General features: G+C 32.4%; 10 protein-coding genes. 4 read left to right on the top strand and 6 right to left on the bottom strand.

The window, feature by feature from the left end:
• The first annotated feature begins 16 nt into the window (after positions 1-16).
• Positions 17-979, top strand: a complete 963-nt coding sequence (locus XYLOR_RS10835; RefSeq protein WP_036879410.1) for a hypothetical protein — start codon at positions 17-19, stop codon at positions 977-979.
• A complete protein-coding gene (locus XYLOR_RS10830; protein WP_036879407.1) occupies positions 976-2,175 on the top strand; it encodes an acyloxyacyl hydrolase in 1,200 nt (399 codons plus the stop codon). Before XYLOR_RS10835 ends, XYLOR_RS10830 begins: the two co-directional genes overlap by 4 nt.
• A 16-nt stretch (positions 2,176-2,191) precedes the next feature.
• Here XYLOR_RS10830 and XYLOR_RS10825 read toward each other — a convergent pair whose 3' ends face one another.
• Positions 2,192-4,249 carry an LTA synthase family protein gene (locus XYLOR_RS10825; protein ID WP_036879404.1) on the bottom strand — a complete coding sequence of 686 codons (2,058 nt, stop codon included), beginning with the start codon at positions 4,247-4,249 and terminating at the stop codon, positions 2,192-2,194.
• 498 nt (positions 4,250-4,747) lie between these two features.
• Between XYLOR_RS10825 and nadA the strand changes: the two genes are divergently transcribed.
• Complete coding sequence (gene nadA, locus XYLOR_RS10820) at positions 4,748-5,737, top strand: quinolinate synthase NadA (RefSeq protein WP_036879402.1); 990 nt, start codon at positions 4,748-4,750, stop codon at positions 5,735-5,737.
• 50 nt (positions 5,738-5,787) lie between these two features.
• Here nadA and XYLOR_RS14185 read toward each other — a convergent pair whose 3' ends face one another.
• The 5 genes from XYLOR_RS14185 to leuS are packed head-to-tail and all read right to left on the bottom strand — an operon-like array spanning position 5,788 to position 13,212.
• Positions 5,788-6,747: an acyltransferase family protein gene (locus XYLOR_RS14185; RefSeq protein WP_051508983.1), complete on the bottom strand. Its 960-nt coding sequence runs from the start codon at positions 6,745-6,747 to the stop codon at positions 5,788-5,790.
• 2 nt (positions 6,748-6,749) lie between these two features.
• A complete protein-coding gene (porZ, locus tag XYLOR_RS10810) occupies positions 6,750-8,852 on the bottom strand; it encodes a type IX secretion system anionic LPS delivery protein PorZ (RefSeq protein WP_036879396.1) in 2,103 nt (700 codons plus the stop codon).
• Positions 8,853-8,857: 5 nt separating this feature from the next.
• Positions 8,858-9,448: a non-canonical purine NTP diphosphatase gene (locus XYLOR_RS10805; RefSeq protein ID WP_036879394.1), complete on the bottom strand. Its 591-nt coding sequence runs from the start codon at positions 9,446-9,448 to the stop codon at positions 8,858-8,860.
• On the bottom strand, positions 9,445-10,353 hold the full coding sequence (locus XYLOR_RS10800; protein ID WP_036879392.1) for a YitT family protein: 909 nt from the start codon (positions 10,351-10,353) through the stop codon (positions 9,445-9,447). Before XYLOR_RS10800 ends, XYLOR_RS10805 begins: the two co-directional genes overlap by 4 nt.
• A 3-nt stretch (positions 10,354-10,356) precedes the next feature.
• A complete protein-coding gene (leuS, locus tag XYLOR_RS10795) occupies positions 10,357-13,212 on the bottom strand; it encodes a leucine--tRNA ligase (RefSeq protein ID WP_036879390.1) in 2,856 nt (951 codons plus the stop codon).
• A 358-nt stretch (positions 13,213-13,570) separates the two neighbouring features.
• Between leuS and mutS the strand changes: the two genes are divergently transcribed.
• On the top strand, positions 13,571-16,192 hold the full coding sequence (gene mutS, locus XYLOR_RS10790; RefSeq protein WP_036879388.1) for a DNA mismatch repair protein MutS: 2,622 nt from the start codon (positions 13,571-13,573) through the stop codon (positions 16,190-16,192).

Raw genomic sequence — 16,192 nt, 5'->3', positions numbered from 1 at the left:
GATTATGATAATTACTATGAAAAATAAGATTATTATTATAGCTACCATAAGCTTATTTTTATTCAACAGCTGCAATAATGATGTTTTTGTAGATGAGATGAATGCTTCTACCACAAATTTACAAATGTCAGGAGAAGGTGATTCCGCAGTTGTTGGCTTTTCCACTTCAGACTGGCACATTTTATCTGTTTATTATGGCGATGAATATTATAAAGATGTCTTTTATGGAAAACTTTATGACGTAAATGGTAATATAATAAATAACGACGATGTACCATTTTATGATTTCAAGATAGATAAAGGATATATTATTCATTCAGGAACCCAAGAGGGATTTACAATAAGTCGCACACAAGATAAATGCCTCAATATAAAACTAAATGAAAATCTCACAGGTAAAGACTTTATGTTTACCATTTTAATAGGAAACAGTTTCAAGACGATACCTATAAATGTTATTCAAAAAGCTTCTTCAGGATATACATTAGATCACATTACATATAAATACAAACCACAGAGCTACTGTAAAAAAGAAGAATGGACTGTTGATACAATCAATAATATAAGTAAATCTGCTTTAACGATAGAGTACTCTGTCTTTTCAGAAGAAAGACAGGTGTCTTCGTTTGTGAGTACAGATAAGAAAGCTTTTTCATATCTTAATTACAACCAATTGGTAGATATACCCATCGGGATAAAAGACAGCATCTTACAGTTTTCGAATAAAAAGATGTACTACAATCCACATGAACAAAGAAAGAGTCTTAATTTCGATGATGTATATAAAACGATTGTTCTGCCTGTAGGAAAATCTCAAATATTAAAATCAATTGAATATGAGTATTTTAATGCAGAATATACTCTTTATATACGTAAAAACGACACAAATAAAATTAAATGTGTAAGCGGTATATTTAAAAGTAGAATACCTTCAAACAGCAATTATTACATATTTTTAAATCACAGACTTCTGAAATGAGAATATATATAACAAAATCAACATTCATATTATTACTCGCATTCTCTGCCTTAAGTTCAATTACAGGACAGACATCAGACAGTATATACAAGACTCATTTAATCCATCAAACAGAATTTGATATATCATCAGGATATATAGTACAAGCAGGAGACTTCCTGAGAGGTAACAACCAAAAAAATTCAAAAATAGACAAGTCATTATCTTTACATCTGAAATATGGATTTCAATTTTCCCCAAACTCATATATTGGAAAGATGTATCCACATACTTACCAAGGTATAGGAATATCATATAACACATTCTTCGATTATTCGGAACTTGGAAATCCTGTAGCTGTATATTTTTATCAAGGATCCCGTATAATACAGATATCACATAAGTTATCATTAGATTATGAATGGAATTTTGGTGCTTCTTTTGGATGGAAACATTATGATGCCAATAACAATCCATATAATACTGTCATAGGTTCAAAGATCAATGCTTATATCAATCTTGGACTTTTCCTTAACTGGCAGATGAACCAAAAATGGAAGTTTATTGCAGGAGTTGCCGCTACGCACTATTCTAATGGTAACACGCATTATCCTAATTCAGGAATTAATATTATAGGTACAAGAATTGGCTTTACGCGGGTTTTTGATACAAAAAACAATAAGTCAATATATAGCAATGAAAATATAGTAACTGATATAAAGCCACATTTAAGTTACGATTTTATAATATTTGGAGCTACGCGCTGTAAGGTAATACCAGAAGAAAATTATGCAATACCTGGTTCATTCGGTATTTTGGGTTTTAATTTTAATCCTATGTACAATGTCAACAAATATTTCAAAGCAGGAATGTCACTAGATGCAATGTTTGATGAAAGCTCCAATATAGAAAACCATATAGCTGGAAAAAAAGAGAATGGAGATATAATCTTTTATCGCCCTCCTTTGAATGAAAGAGTATCAGCCGGACTCTCTATTCGTGGAGAGTTTGTAATGCCAATATTTTCTATTAATCTTGGTTTAGGTCATAATTTCATTTACAAAGGCAAAAATTTCAGTGGTTTATACCAAGTTGCTGTTCTGAAGACATCAATCACACGTAACCTATTTCTACACATCGGATATCAGTTGAGTGAATTTAAAAATCCAAGAAATCTTATGATAGGTTTCGGCTACCATTTCCATAACAAGAGATAATAAAATAGGTAAGCATTTATTTTTTCTTTTGTATATCACCTGCACACTGATAATTAGCAATAGCATGGTGAAGTATACTTTTATCTATATTATGTTGCTCAGCACCGGTAGTAAGTGAATACTTACCAGACAACAGTCTGAACTGTTGCTGACGATGGCCGGCGGATAATACTATCATTTTATTATTTTCTATATATCCTAAATTTTGATACGTAGCGGCAAAAGCACGAGGATGATACGACTTTGACAACACATTCTGACCAAAGAAACGAGACTCATAACTGAAATGCAAAAGTCCAAATACTGTAGGCATCAAATCTATTTGAGATAGCAACGTTTTATTTACTGACGGTTTTACGAATCCGGGAGCATATATTAAAGCAGGAATATGATATTGATCAAGAGGAATATCAGTACTTCCTGCACTCGAAGCACAATGATCGGCAGTAATTATAAAAATAGTATTATTAAACCAAGGTTGCTTTTTAGCCATTTCAAAGAATTTACCAATAGCATAATCAGTATATTTTACGCCACCTTCACGACATTTTTTTGATGAAGGTATATCTATTCTACCATCTGGATAAGTATATGGACGGTGGTTGCTTACAGTCATAATATTGACAAAAAATGGTTTTTTAACTTTTGCATTGCCATTGAATACCTTTATTGCTTTGTTAAACATATCTTCATCACAAGCTCCCCATACTGTACTGAAAGTCAACTCTTTTCCTTTAAAATCAGATTTATCTATTACTTTAAATCCATTTCCACTAAAGAAAGATTTCATATTATCAAAATAACTGTCGCCACCATATATAAAATTTACATTATAACCCTTAGAATGCAATACTTTAGCTGTAGAAAACAAGCCACTATTATTTTCTTGTTTAATAATACTTTCACCAGAACTTGGAGGTATACATAATGTAACAGCTTCAAGTCCGCGTACAGTACGGTTTCCTACGGCATAAATATTGTCAAAACACAAGCCTTGTTGCATAAGATTATCCAGATTCGGTGTTATATTCTGTGTATTCCCAAAACGCTTTAAAAACTCTCCACTCATACTTTCAATGGTAATCAATACAATATTCTTATGTATTTCCGGCTTATCAGAATATATATGCTGAATATTATCTATACTTCTACCATACTGTGAATTAATGATGCCAACAGCTTCTGCATCTGATATTTTATTATAAAAGTCCTTATAACATAATTTGTTACTGAAAAATGCCTGACAGAATTTAACACAGCCATTAGCTTGTAGTTCATTTACATAACTATTATTGCCATGTTGAAATGAAAAATTAACAAACAAAAGTCCAAAAGATGCAGAAGACAAAACTATATATGCAGAAGTCGCAATCAACTTATCACGTAATGAAGGGATTATATTAAAATTATTTTTTCTTATATTACGAAGTAAACCATATGATATGCCACCAGATAATAATACAACTAACGATATTAATGGAACCATGGGATAAGATTCGAAAAAATTACCAATTACTTCATTTGTGTATACCAAATAGTCTACAGCTATAAAATTATAACGTAATCCAAATTCACTCCAGAAAAAATATTCGGCAATAGCATTAAATACAATAAACAAAACATAAACAAAGAATACTATATAATATGTATACTGACGCCAGTATTCACGAATGACAGGAAAAAATAAACGTAATGTATAACTAGCAATTCGATATAATAAAAGGTAACATATTATTCGTGTAAGTGATGAATTAAATTCGCGTAACGGTGTATTAATAAATTGAAGTACAATATATGTAATAGCCAGTAATGCATAAATAATATATGACCATGGCTTCTTATATTTCACTTCCGAAAAAAATAATAAGAAAAGACAGAAAAATGAAAAGCTAATTACAGCAAAGAATATATCATTGAATGTACCAAGTAAAAATATTTGTATCCATTCTAAAAATGAATAATTTACTACTGTAGAAGGATTAAATAGTAATACTACCCTCAATATAAAGCCCAATACAACTATAATACCTGATATCTTAAGAAATGTAGATATACTCAATTTTAAACTTTTCATATTATTATTATTTTAAAAAAGTCAGCAAATATAATGTTTATCTTTTAAATAATCACATAATATATCAATTAATATAGTATATTCAATATATAAAGTTCATAGCCATAACAAAATATTTTAATGTTGATAAGTGTGTTGATAACAATGTGGATAACAAAATAATAACTTGTGGATAATAAACAAGACCAAACAGTGTATTCTATTTTAGTGGATATCCACATAGTTATTATTAAGTTTTTTATAAGTTTTCCACGATTTTTACATAGAAAAAGATATAAACTTATTAAATTTGCACCGAAATATAAAATTGTTGATAAGTATTGTTTTTAGCTCATTATCAATGAGTAATAATTAAATACTAATGTGGATAAACAGGTTTCTTATGTTTATATCTTATAAAACAAGATTTTTAAATAAAAGTTATCAACGTATCAACAGTACATCATAGTTTTACATTCTATTTAAATATAAAGAATAAATATATATTATAATAATATTATGATTAAAAATGAATGGATTGAAAAAGGTTATATAGATGAACCTATAGATAAAAATATAGAGATAGTAAAAGAGATACGCCAAATGTGTAAAGACAAGAATGCTATAATTCTTGCTCACTATTACACACAAGGTGCTATACAGGATATTGCTGATTTTATTGGAGATTCACTTGCTCTTGCCAGAAAGGCTGAAAATACTGATGCAAAGATTATTTTGATGTGTGGAGTTAACTTTATGGCAGAGACATGTAAAATACTCAATCCTTCAAAATTGGTATTGGCTCCTGATCTTAATTCAGGTTGTTCTCTTGCTGACAGTTGCAAGGCTGAAGATTTGAAAAAATACAAGGAAGAACATCCTGGATATAAAGTTGTAAGTTATGTAAATACTACTGCAGCCGTAAAGGCACTTACTGATATCGTAGTAACTTCGGGTAATGCTAAAAAGATTGTCGATACATTTCCTAAAGATGAAAAACTTATATTTGGTCCTGATTATAACTTAGGTAGTTATATAAATCAGATAACTGGTCGTAATATGTTATTATGGAATGGAGGTTGTCATGTACATGAAAGATTTTCTGTAGATGAAATCATTAAATTAAAAAAATTACATCCCAATGCTAAGGTATTGGCTCATCCTGAATGTAAAGGTCCTGTATTGGCTGTAGCTGACGTTATTGGTTCTACTGCGGTATTACTTAATTATTCAATAAAAAGCTCTGAAAATGAATTTATAGTGGCTACAGAGGCAGGTATTCTACATGAAATGCAACGTAATTGTTCAGATAAAAAGTTTTATCCTGTACCTCCTGAAATATCTGAAGGTGGATTAGGATGTAGTTGTAATGATTGTGAATATATGAAAATGAATACTTTGGAGAAAATTTATAATACTCTTAAGTATGAATGGCCTTCAGTAGAAGTACCAGATAATATTAGAAAAGAAGCTTTAAAACCTATAGAAAGGATGTTGGAACTGAGTTAATTTCAGTTTTAACTTTATATAAGTATAGTAATATATATATTTTATATTATCTATTTACCAATAGTCCATGGGATAAATTTATATATAATCCATGTTATTGATGTACATATTATGTATACAATAATTAATGCTATTATTATCCTATAATATTGGCCATTATAGTAAAAATTTATTTTATTGAGTATAGTACTTGTTAATAATGGTACACCACCACATAAAAAATAATATGTTATGCTATGAGAACCTGTATATTTTATAAATTTGTAATTGGGTATTTTTTTGCTTATATTAATAAGTAAATAAATACCAACTATACTGTCTATTAAGAAAATAATATAATTACTGATTGTCAATGGACATATCATTATATTTATCTTATAATAATATTCTATGTATTTAATAAATATAATAATAATAATTGATAATGATACGTATAATGTATTGTTATAATTGTTGATAACTTTTTCATTTTTATGATACAAATATCCTAAGTACAAGTATATCATAGACATATAAGATATATTATAATTCCAAATTTTTAAATTGTTAGTGTTGATAAATGCTGATATTATAAATAAAAGTATGCATACTATAGGCATAATAAATCTATTATATTTTTCTTTTATCAACAATAAAATAGAAAATATAAACTCAGAAACAGCCAATGATGTTATAAACCATGATGCTTTTCCTGTTAATATATTATTTATTATTGCATATATGTTGTTGTTTTCATATATAAGAGCTTTGCAAACAGCTATAAAAATAGAAAATATAAAGTAAGGTATAATTATGCTTCTTAATATATATATTAGCTTATTTTGTAAACAAAAAGGTTTATTATTATAAAAAAGATATCCGGATATAAAATAAAAAGCTATTAAAGCATTACTTACGTATAGATTGTATTTTATTATTTCGCCACCGGAGTAATAAATTTCTGTATGAAATAATAGAATTTCTATCATACATATTCCGCGGATAATATCAATCCATATGATTCTTTTCATTATTATTTTATCATAGCAATTTTACATACAGTACCGGAACTTCCATCTGATTTTGCTGTAACAGCAAAGTAAATGCCTGATGCTACCCTATTCCCATGCTTATCTTTGCCATCCCATGTAAACATGCCTCCATTACTTATACCTTCTGTAATAATTGTACCACTAGCAGTTATTATTTTTACATTTGAATTATAAGATAATCCAACTATTGATATAAGTCCGGTATAATTTGGATCTACAGGATTTGGATAAGCATATACATTATCTTTGGTCATATTATCATATGTAACCGTAGCATCACTCATATATGAACAAAGTCCTTTATCAGTGCCTATAAAGACTTCTCCTGTATTATCATTAATAGCTAATGATTCTATAGCATCAGACAATAAACTGCTGTTAGACGAAATAAAATGATGTATTTGTGTCATATTGTCTGCACTTATTAGATACAATCCTTTGTCGAAAGTACCTATCCATTTTCGGTTGGCACCATCAATAGCAATGCATGAAATATCTATTCCACTTAATAGATAATCTGCATAAGATGTACCATCATTACGAGGGATAATAACTTGTGTGAATATACTATTATTATTTTTTATTGCAGTATTTGATAGTATTAATGGTCCTACGTTTGATCCTATCCATATATTACCTTCTTTATCTTCTGCTATGCAGTGTATACCTCCATTAAGTTCTAATGTAGCTCCACTCTGATTAACGAAAGTCTTATATGCTTTTACTGCATCATTTTTGATATCATAATAAAATAATGCAGGACTTACCCAATGATTATTACTAAACCATAAATTACCATTTTTATCAATAATCATATTCTGAAGCATCCCATTACTGGTTGATATTTCATTTTTGTTGTGAGTACTCCAAATTTTATCTTTAGAATATTCTATTAATGTATTTTTTGTTTGACTGGTCAACAGCCATAAATTGCCTTCATTATCGTATGTACTGCCTGTAACTAAAACGTATTCTGGATTTTCTATACCATTATTTATTATAGCAGAGTGTATTGCATCATTGCTGTTTTCTATTGAATAATGATTTTTATATTTTCCCTTATAAAATTCGTATAAGGCCGTACGTGCAGAAGCTGCAAATATATGAGTTGTATCATTTGGATCTATTGAAATACTTGATACATCAAGGTATGGAACCTTTGTTATGTCATCTATTTCATCTTCAAATACATTCCAATTATCATTATCCAGTACTTGTACAGTACCTTTACGGTTAAAAAAACTTCCGGCTATAACTCTTCCTCCACAAGTATATAATTTATTATATTTATACTTCATATAATTGAAATAATTATATTTTGGTCCATCAGGTTTTACACCAGACGATGTGATAGTATAACTATTATCATTATTTTTAGTTTCTGATATGAGTTTTCCATTATTATCTTTAGTCCAATAGCATTTGTTTATATTGTCATAAACAAAATTTTTACTACCTGTATCAAATATACTACTTATAGGAGAATTAGTATAAGTCCAGTTGCTTTTATCAGAGAGATTTGTAGAAAGCAAAGCTGTTAATATTCTATTATCACTGCATAATGCATAAATATTATTGTCTATTATGGCAGTGCTTTTTATATTGGCACTAATATTATAAGTTTCACTTATCTCAGCATCTTTGACATTAACTTTAACAATTCCAAAACCTGTAGAAATGTAGGCATAAATGCCATTTATCACTATGCTGTTTATTGTTTTGTCACTTGTTGTTGCTTTATTATATAGTTCTGATATATTATTAGTATCACCTGCAATATCTATAAGGTCTATATTGCTGTTTGTGTAAGCTATAATAAGTCTTTTGGCAGAACTGTTCCATGCTATATGTGATATATCACAATCACTTAGATTTTTTGACTTGTCATAAGTCGAAATAGAGTGATCTTTTACATTATATGAGAATAAGTTATTACTACTAAGTACAAAAATATCATTTCCCGTAGGAACTATCTCTGTAATATCATAATATGCAGGGTATATATTCCATGAACCAATAGTTTTAGAAAAAACCGCAAAAGATATTGCGGTAAGTACTATTGATAATATTATACCCCTTTTCATAAAGTCTATTTTAGAAATTCTGAAAGTTTTCCTACAGCTATGGCTCTATGTGATATTTTATTTTTGATTTCTTCTCCTAATTGTGCAAATGATTCATTATATCCTTTTGGTACAAATAAAGGATCATAACCGAATCCGGTATTTCCGCTTTTTTCTTTTAATATAGAACCTTCAACTATACCTTCAAATTCATGAATCTCAGGTTTTTCACTACCTTCTTTATTTAATATTAATGCAATAACTGTACGAAATCTGGCATTTCTATTATTATTTTCTCCTAATTTCATTAATAGTTTTGCCATGTTTGCATCACTGTCATGGCCATCACCACCAGCATATCTTGCTGAATAAACACCTGGAGCTCCATTAAGTGCTTCAACCTCAAGACCTGTGTCATCAGCAAATACATTCATATGATAATTATCATATACATATTTTGCCTTTATGAGGGCATTACCTTCCAGTGTATCAGAAGTTTCAGGTATATCAACATCACAACCTATATCCTTAAGAGATACTATTTCATATTTATTTCCTAATATTTCACGTATCTCACGCAACTTATTATTATTATTTGTGGCAAATACTATTTTCATTTTTTTAATTTTGGTACTTTAACTTTTATAGGATCAAAACCTTCACCATATACACCGATAGCACTACTCTGACTTACAAAAGCATTTGGATCTATCATTTTTATAAGACGGAATATATATGTACTCTCACTCTTTTTAGCCAATATACAAAGCACTTTCACTTCTTTACCTGTATACCATCCATGGCCGTCAAGTATTGTTACACCATGATCCATCTGTGTACCTATAGCATTTGCTATTTCCTGATATTTCTTACTGAATATCATAAACTGTACAGACTCTCTGCGTGCATTCATAACGTGGTCAAGAACATAGTTTTCAATTACCATAGTAGCAAGTCCGAATACTACTTTGCGCCAATCACCGAATATAGGTATTGTACTACCTATAATCAATAAGTCGACAAAAATCAATACACGTCCCAGTGATATATTATGATATTTGTTTACAATTGCTGCTACAATATCAGTACCTCCTGTACTACCATTATTCAGAAAAACAATAGCTAGAGAAGTACCAGTCAGAGAACAGCCTATGATAAGCGACATAAAATCTTGTCCTGGGCCTAATATCTGAACCATTTTTCCATTAGAACCTATCATTGTTTTTTGTGATACCCATAAAAACAATGATAAAACTAGAATGGCATATATGGTCTTAATCATAAATTTCCAGCCCAATATCTTTAAAGCTATTATAATCAACACTAAGTTGATTATAAAGTAAGTGTTCTGTATAGGAATCTTGGTTGCATAAAATACAATAGCAGCTATACCTGTTACACCTCCTGTAACAATCTGATAAGGCAGCAAGAAAATTGTCCAACCAAAAGTATACAGCAAAAGACCAAGGGTTATAAAAATATAATCCTTGACCTCATTCCATAATGCTTTGTTTTTAAACATATATTATTTTATTACTACATTTACAATGCGCTTTGGCACTATAATTACTTTAATGACATTTTTTTCTCCAATGTATTTATGAGACCTTTCGTCAGCCAAAACAGACTTTTGGATACTGTCATTGTCTGCATCAGCACCAAATTCCATCTGGAAACGTGCTTTACCATTGAATGATATAGTAAGCTGCATGGTGCTTTCTACTAAATATTTTTCATTATAAGAAGGCCATTTGGCATCACATACGCTACCCTCTCCTCCAATAGCAGACCATAGTTCTTCGGCTATATGAGGTGCAAATGGAGCAATAAGTATAACCATATCCTTTAGTAATACTTTATTGCGACATTTCAATTGTGATAACTCATTTAGGCAAATCATGAATGCAGATATGCTTGTGTTATAAGAGAAGTTTTCAATATCTTGAGTAACTTTTTTTATCAATTTATGAACGCTTTTCAGTTGTTCAGGAGTAGCTTCGTCATCATTAGGCATAAATTCGTCGGAGCGATTGTTGTAAAACAATCCCCAAAATTTCTTTAAGAAACGATGGCAACCGTCTATTCCGTTAGTATCCCATGGTTTACTTTGCTCTACAGGACCTAGGAACATTTCGTAAAGACGAAGTGTGTCAGCACCGTATTTTTCAACTATCATGTCAGGATTTACTACGTTGAACATACTCTTAGACATCTTCTCTATAGCCCATCCACATACATATTTATCACCTTCGAGAATGAATTCTGCATTTTTATAGTCAGGACGCCAGTTCTTGAATGCTTCTGTATCCAATACATCTCCATGTACAATGTTTACATCTACGTGAATTGGGATTACGTCATATTTATCTTTTAATCCTAATGATACGAATACAGGGGCCTTGTCATGGTCACTATCATTGATACGATATACAAAATTACTTCTTCCCTGTATCATACCTTGATTGACAAGTTTCTGGAAAGGCTCTTCCTTACAAGAATATCCATAATCGTACAAGAACTTATTCCAGAACCTAGAATAAATCAAATGTCCTGTAGCATGTTCTGTACCACCTACATACAGGTCTACATTCTGCCAATACTCATCTACATTTTTATCAACAATAGTATTCTCGTTATGAGGATCCATATAACGTAAATAATAAGCTGAAGAACCTGCAAAACCAGGCATAGTGTTCAGTTCTATTGGGAATATAGTTTTATTGTCAATAAGGGATTTGTCTACGGCCTCCTGCTTTTCACTGTCCCAAGCCCATCTCTTGGCACGTCCCAATGGTGGTTCGCCTGTCTCGGTAGGCTGATATTTATCTATTTCAGGTAATTCAAGAGGTAATTTGTCTGCCGGGATTATATAAGGCATTCCTTCTTTGTAATATACAGGGAAAGGCTCTCCCCAATATCTCTGACGTGAGAAAATAGCATCGCGCAGGCGATAGTTCACTTTTACCCTACCCAACTTGTTTTCTTTGACAAAAACCTTTGTTGCGGCAATAGCTTCCTTTACAGTAAGTCCATTAAGGCTGAAATCGATGTAAGGTTTCACGTCTTTACGTGGAGAGTTGCATACAATACCATCTTTTGCATCATAGCTTTCTTCAGATACGTCGCATCCCTCAATCAAAGGAATTATTGGCAATGAGAAATGTTTAGCAAAAGCATAATCACGGCTATCATGTGCAGGTACAGCCATAATTGCTCCTGTACCATATCCGGCCAGTACATAATCACTTACCCAAATAGGTATAGCATCGCCTGTAAAAGGATTGATGGCATAAGAACCGGTAAATGCTCCTGTCACCTTACGGTCTGATATTCGGTCACGCTCTGTACGCTTCTTTGTAGCTTCTACATATTCGGTAACAGCGTTCTGTTGTTCTGCTGTAGTAACCTGTGCCACATATTCGCTCTCAGGAGCCAATACCATAAATGTTACACCAAACATAGTGTCGGCGCGTGTAGTGAATATAGTGAATTTAACATCACTGTCTTTTACATCAAATACAACCTCAGTACCTTCGCTGCGTCCAATCCAGTTACGTTGTGTATCTTTTAGTGAATCAGTCCAATTGATAGTATCAAGTCCGTCCAGCAGTCTCTGAGCATAAGCGCTTACACGCAGACACCATTGGCGCATCTTCTGCTGAACTACAGGATAACCACCACGAACAGAAACTCCATCTACTACTTCATCGTTGGCAAGCACAGTACCCAGACCGGCACACCAGTTCACCATTGTTTCACCGAGATATGCTATACGATAGTTCATGAGTTTCTGCTGCTGCTCTTTTTCGCTCATACTACCCCACTCTTCCGCAGTGATTTTCAGTTCTTCATTGCAAGCTGCATTTATTCCTTCCGAACCATTGTTTTTAAGATGCTCAATAAGTTTGGCTATCGGTTGAGCTTTTTTCAGGTTATTATCATAATACGAATTGAACATTAAACCGAAGGCCCATTGAGTCCATTTGTAATATGAGGGATCACAAGTACGCACTTCCCTATCCCAGTCAAATGAAAATCCTATTTTATCCAGCTGTTCGCGATATCGGTTAATATTGTTAACCGTAGTTATAGCAGGATGCTGACCTGTCTGTATGGCATATTGCTCAGCCGGCAGACCATAGGCATCATATCCCATAGGATTAAGTACATTATAACCTTCAAGACGTTTGAATCTGGCATAGATATCAGAAGCAATATATCCAAGGGGATGGCCAACGTGCAGACCTGCTCCTGATGGATAAGGAAACATATTCAGTACATAGAATTTTTTTCGTGATTTATCTTCTGCAACCTTGTAAGTTTTATTTTCCACCCACTTCTGCTGCCATCTCTTTTCAATTTCTCTGAAGTTATAATCCATTTCTATTTTTATATTTATATTATATGGTGCAAAATTACTTTATTTATTCGGAACGGCAAAATTTAGTTAACAAAAAAATAAGGAAGCAACCATCACGGTGCTTCCCTTTTTTATCCTAATAACAAATCTAACATGTAAAACCATTTTGTGTTAATCTATATTTATCATTTTCGTTTCATTTGCAAAGGTAATATATTATATAGCTAAATATATAATACTATTTTGTCTAATGTTAAGCTTATCTTGCTTATTATAGATAATCATATAAAAATATGATATTATTTTTTACTCTTTTTATTTTGTCTTTTGCTCTTTTTTCTTTAATTTTGCCGATTACAAATTTTAAAATAATAGCTTAATGGCAAATAAAGATAACGGACTTACACCAATGATGAAACAGTTTTTTACGTTGAAGGCAAAACATCCAGATGCGTTATTACTATTCCGTTGTGGTGACTTTTATGAGACGTATTGTGAAGATGCTGTTACGGCTTCAAAAATATTGGGTATTACTCTTACGCGCCGTAATAATGGTGGAAATAAAGGATCTGCAGAGATGGCAGGTTTTCCTCATCATGCATTGGATACTTATTTACCTAAACTTGTACGTGCCGGTAAGCGTGTTGCTATATGCGACCAGTTGGAAGACCCAAAACTTACAAAGACGTTAGTTAAGCGTGGCATTACCGAACTTGTAACACCTGGTGTGGCTATGAGTGATAATGTGCTCAATTATAAAGAAAATAACTTTTTGGCAGCTGTACATTTCGGAAAGTATTCTTGCGGTGTTTCATTTCTTGATATATCTACCGGTGAGTTTCTTACAGGCGAGGGCACATATGATTATGTAGACAAATTGCTTGGCAATTTTTCACCTAAAGAAGTACTTTTTGATAGAGCCAAAAAACAGGATTTTGAAAAATATTTTGGTAATAAATTCTTTACATTTGAATTAGACGACTGGGTCTTTACAGAGCAGTCTGCTCATCAGAAACTACTTAAACAGTTTGGTGTTAAGAGTCTTAAGGGCTTTGGAGTAGATCATCTCAAGTCAGGCGTAATTGCCAGTGGAGCTATTCTTCAATATCTTGAACTTACACAGCATACTCATATAGGACATATAACATCTCTTTCCAGAATAGAAGAGGAGAGATATGTACGAATGGATAAGTTTACCATACGTAGTCTTGAACTTCTCCAGCCTATGCAAGAGGATGGCAGTTCACTACTTAATGTGATAGACAAAACAGTATCACCAATGGGGGCTCGTATGCTTAAGCGTTGGGTGGTATTTCCACTTAAAGACGAGAAGCCGATAAATGAGAGATTGGATATTGTGGAATATCTGTTTCGTGAACCTGAATTTCGTCAACTTATTGATGATCAGTTTCATCAGATAGGTGATTTGGAACGTATAATATCCAAAGTTGCTGTAGGCAGAGTATCACCGCGTGAGGTAGTGCAACTAAAAATTGCCTTACAAGCTATACAGCCTGTTAAAAAGGCATGCCAATGTGCTAAAAATGATGCGCTGAAGAGGATAGGAGAGCAGTTGAATCTTTGTGTTCTTTTAAGAGACCGCATAGATAAAGAAGTTAAAAACGATCCACCGCAACTAATCAACAAGGGTGGGGTGATAGCTGATGGTGTAAATAGAGACCTGGACGAACTCCGTAATATATCATATAATGGAAAAGATTATCTGATGAAAATACAGGAGCGTGAAACCCAAGAAACAGGTATATCAAGTCTAAAGATAGGCTATAATAATGTTTTCGGTTATTATCTGGAAGTAAGAAATACATATAAAGATAAAGTTCCTGAATCATGGATACGCAAGCAGACTCTTGTTCAGGCAGAGCGTTACATTACCCAGGAATTAAAAGAGTATGAAGAAAAGATACTAGGCGCTGAAGACAAAATTTTATCACTTGAGACAAAATTGTTTAATGATCTTGTTATGTCTATGCAAGAGTATATTCCTGCCATTCAGATAAATGCCAATCTTATTGCAAGACTTGATTGTCTGTTATCTTTTGCCAAAACATCTGAAGAGAATAACTATATACGTCCGGTGATAGATACAACAGATGTACTTGATATAAAGAAAGGAAGACATCCTGTTATTGAGACTCAACTGCCGCTAGGGGAGCGCTATGTGCCGAATGACATATACCTTGACACCGAAAAGCAACAGATAATGATAATAACCGGTCCAAATATGGCCGGTAAATCGGCTCTGCTGCGACAAACAGCCTTGATAGTACTAATGGCCCAGGTAGGATGCTTTGTGCCGGCAGAATCAGCTAGAATAGGTTTGGTAGATAAAATATTCACCCGTGTTGGTGCTTCTGATAATATTTCGTTAGGAGAATCAACCTTTATGGTAGAGATGACAGAGGCAGCTAACATATTGAATAATGTTTCGCCAAAGAGCCTTGTGCTTTTTGATGAATTGGGGCGTGGTACATCTACTTATGATGGTATATCCATTGCATGGGCAATAGTAGAGTATCTTCATGAGCATACAAAGGCAAGGGCACGTACTCTTTTTGCTACACACTACCATGAGATGAATGAGATGGAGAAAAACTTCTCTCGTATCAAAAATTATAATGTTTCTGTTAAGGAACTTGACGGTAAGGTTATATTCTTACGTAAACTTGAGAGGGGTGGGAGTGAGCACTCATTTGGTATACATGTAGCAGAGATTGCGGGCATGCCTAAGAGTATAGTTAAGAGAGCTAACGTTATCCTTAAACAATTGGAGGATGATAACAGTACAGTTGGTACAGCAGGCAAACCTACGCATGAGATAGCATCAAGCCGTGAAGGTATGCAACTGAGTTTTTTCCAATTGGATGATCCTATACTGTGTCAGGTGCGAGATGAAATATTAGGCCTTGATATAAATAATCTAACACCTGTGGATGCTCTTAATAAATTGAATGACATAAAGAAAATAGTAAAAGGGAAATAA

Source organism: Xylanibacter oryzae DSM 17970 (assembly GCF_000585355.1).
GTDB lineage: Bacteria > Bacteroidota > Bacteroidia > Bacteroidales > Bacteroidaceae > Prevotella > Prevotella oryzae.
This window is presented reverse-complemented; position numbering and strand designations above follow the sequence as displayed.

Bases quoted from the DNA above. Each gene is read 5' to 3' on its own strand.
- XYLOR_RS10835 (WP_036879410.1), top strand. From the start codon at position 17: ATGAAAAATAAGATTATTATTATAGCTACCATAAGCTTATTTTTATTC.
- leuS (WP_036879390.1), bottom strand. From the start codon at position 13,212: ATGGATTATAACTTCAGAGAAATTGAAAAGAGATGGCAGCAGAAGTGG.
- XYLOR_RS10830 (WP_036879407.1), top strand. From the start codon at position 976: ATGAGAATATATATAACAAAATCAACATTCATATTATTACTCGCATTC.
- XYLOR_RS10800 (WP_036879392.1), bottom strand. From the start codon at position 10,353: ATGTTTAAAAACAAAGCATTATGGAATGAGGTCAAGGATTATATTTTT.
- XYLOR_RS10825 (WP_036879404.1), bottom strand. From the start codon at position 4,249: ATGAAAAGTTTAAAATTGAGTATATCTACATTTCTTAAGATATCAGGT.
- mutS (WP_036879388.1), top strand. From the start codon at position 13,571: ATGGCAAATAAAGATAACGGACTTACACCAATGATGAAACAGTTTTTT.
- nadA (WP_036879402.1), top strand. From the start codon at position 4,748: ATGATTAAAAATGAATGGATTGAAAAAGGTTATATAGATGAACCTATA.
- porZ (WP_036879396.1), bottom strand. From the start codon at position 8,852: ATGAAAAGGGGTATAATATTATCAATAGTACTTACCGCAATATCTTTT.
- XYLOR_RS10805 (WP_036879394.1), bottom strand. From the start codon at position 9,448: ATGAAAATAGTATTTGCCACAAATAATAATAATAAGTTGCGTGAGATA.
- XYLOR_RS14185 (WP_051508983.1), bottom strand. From the start codon at position 6,747: ATGAAAAGAATCATATGGATTGATATTATCCGCGGAATATGTATGATA.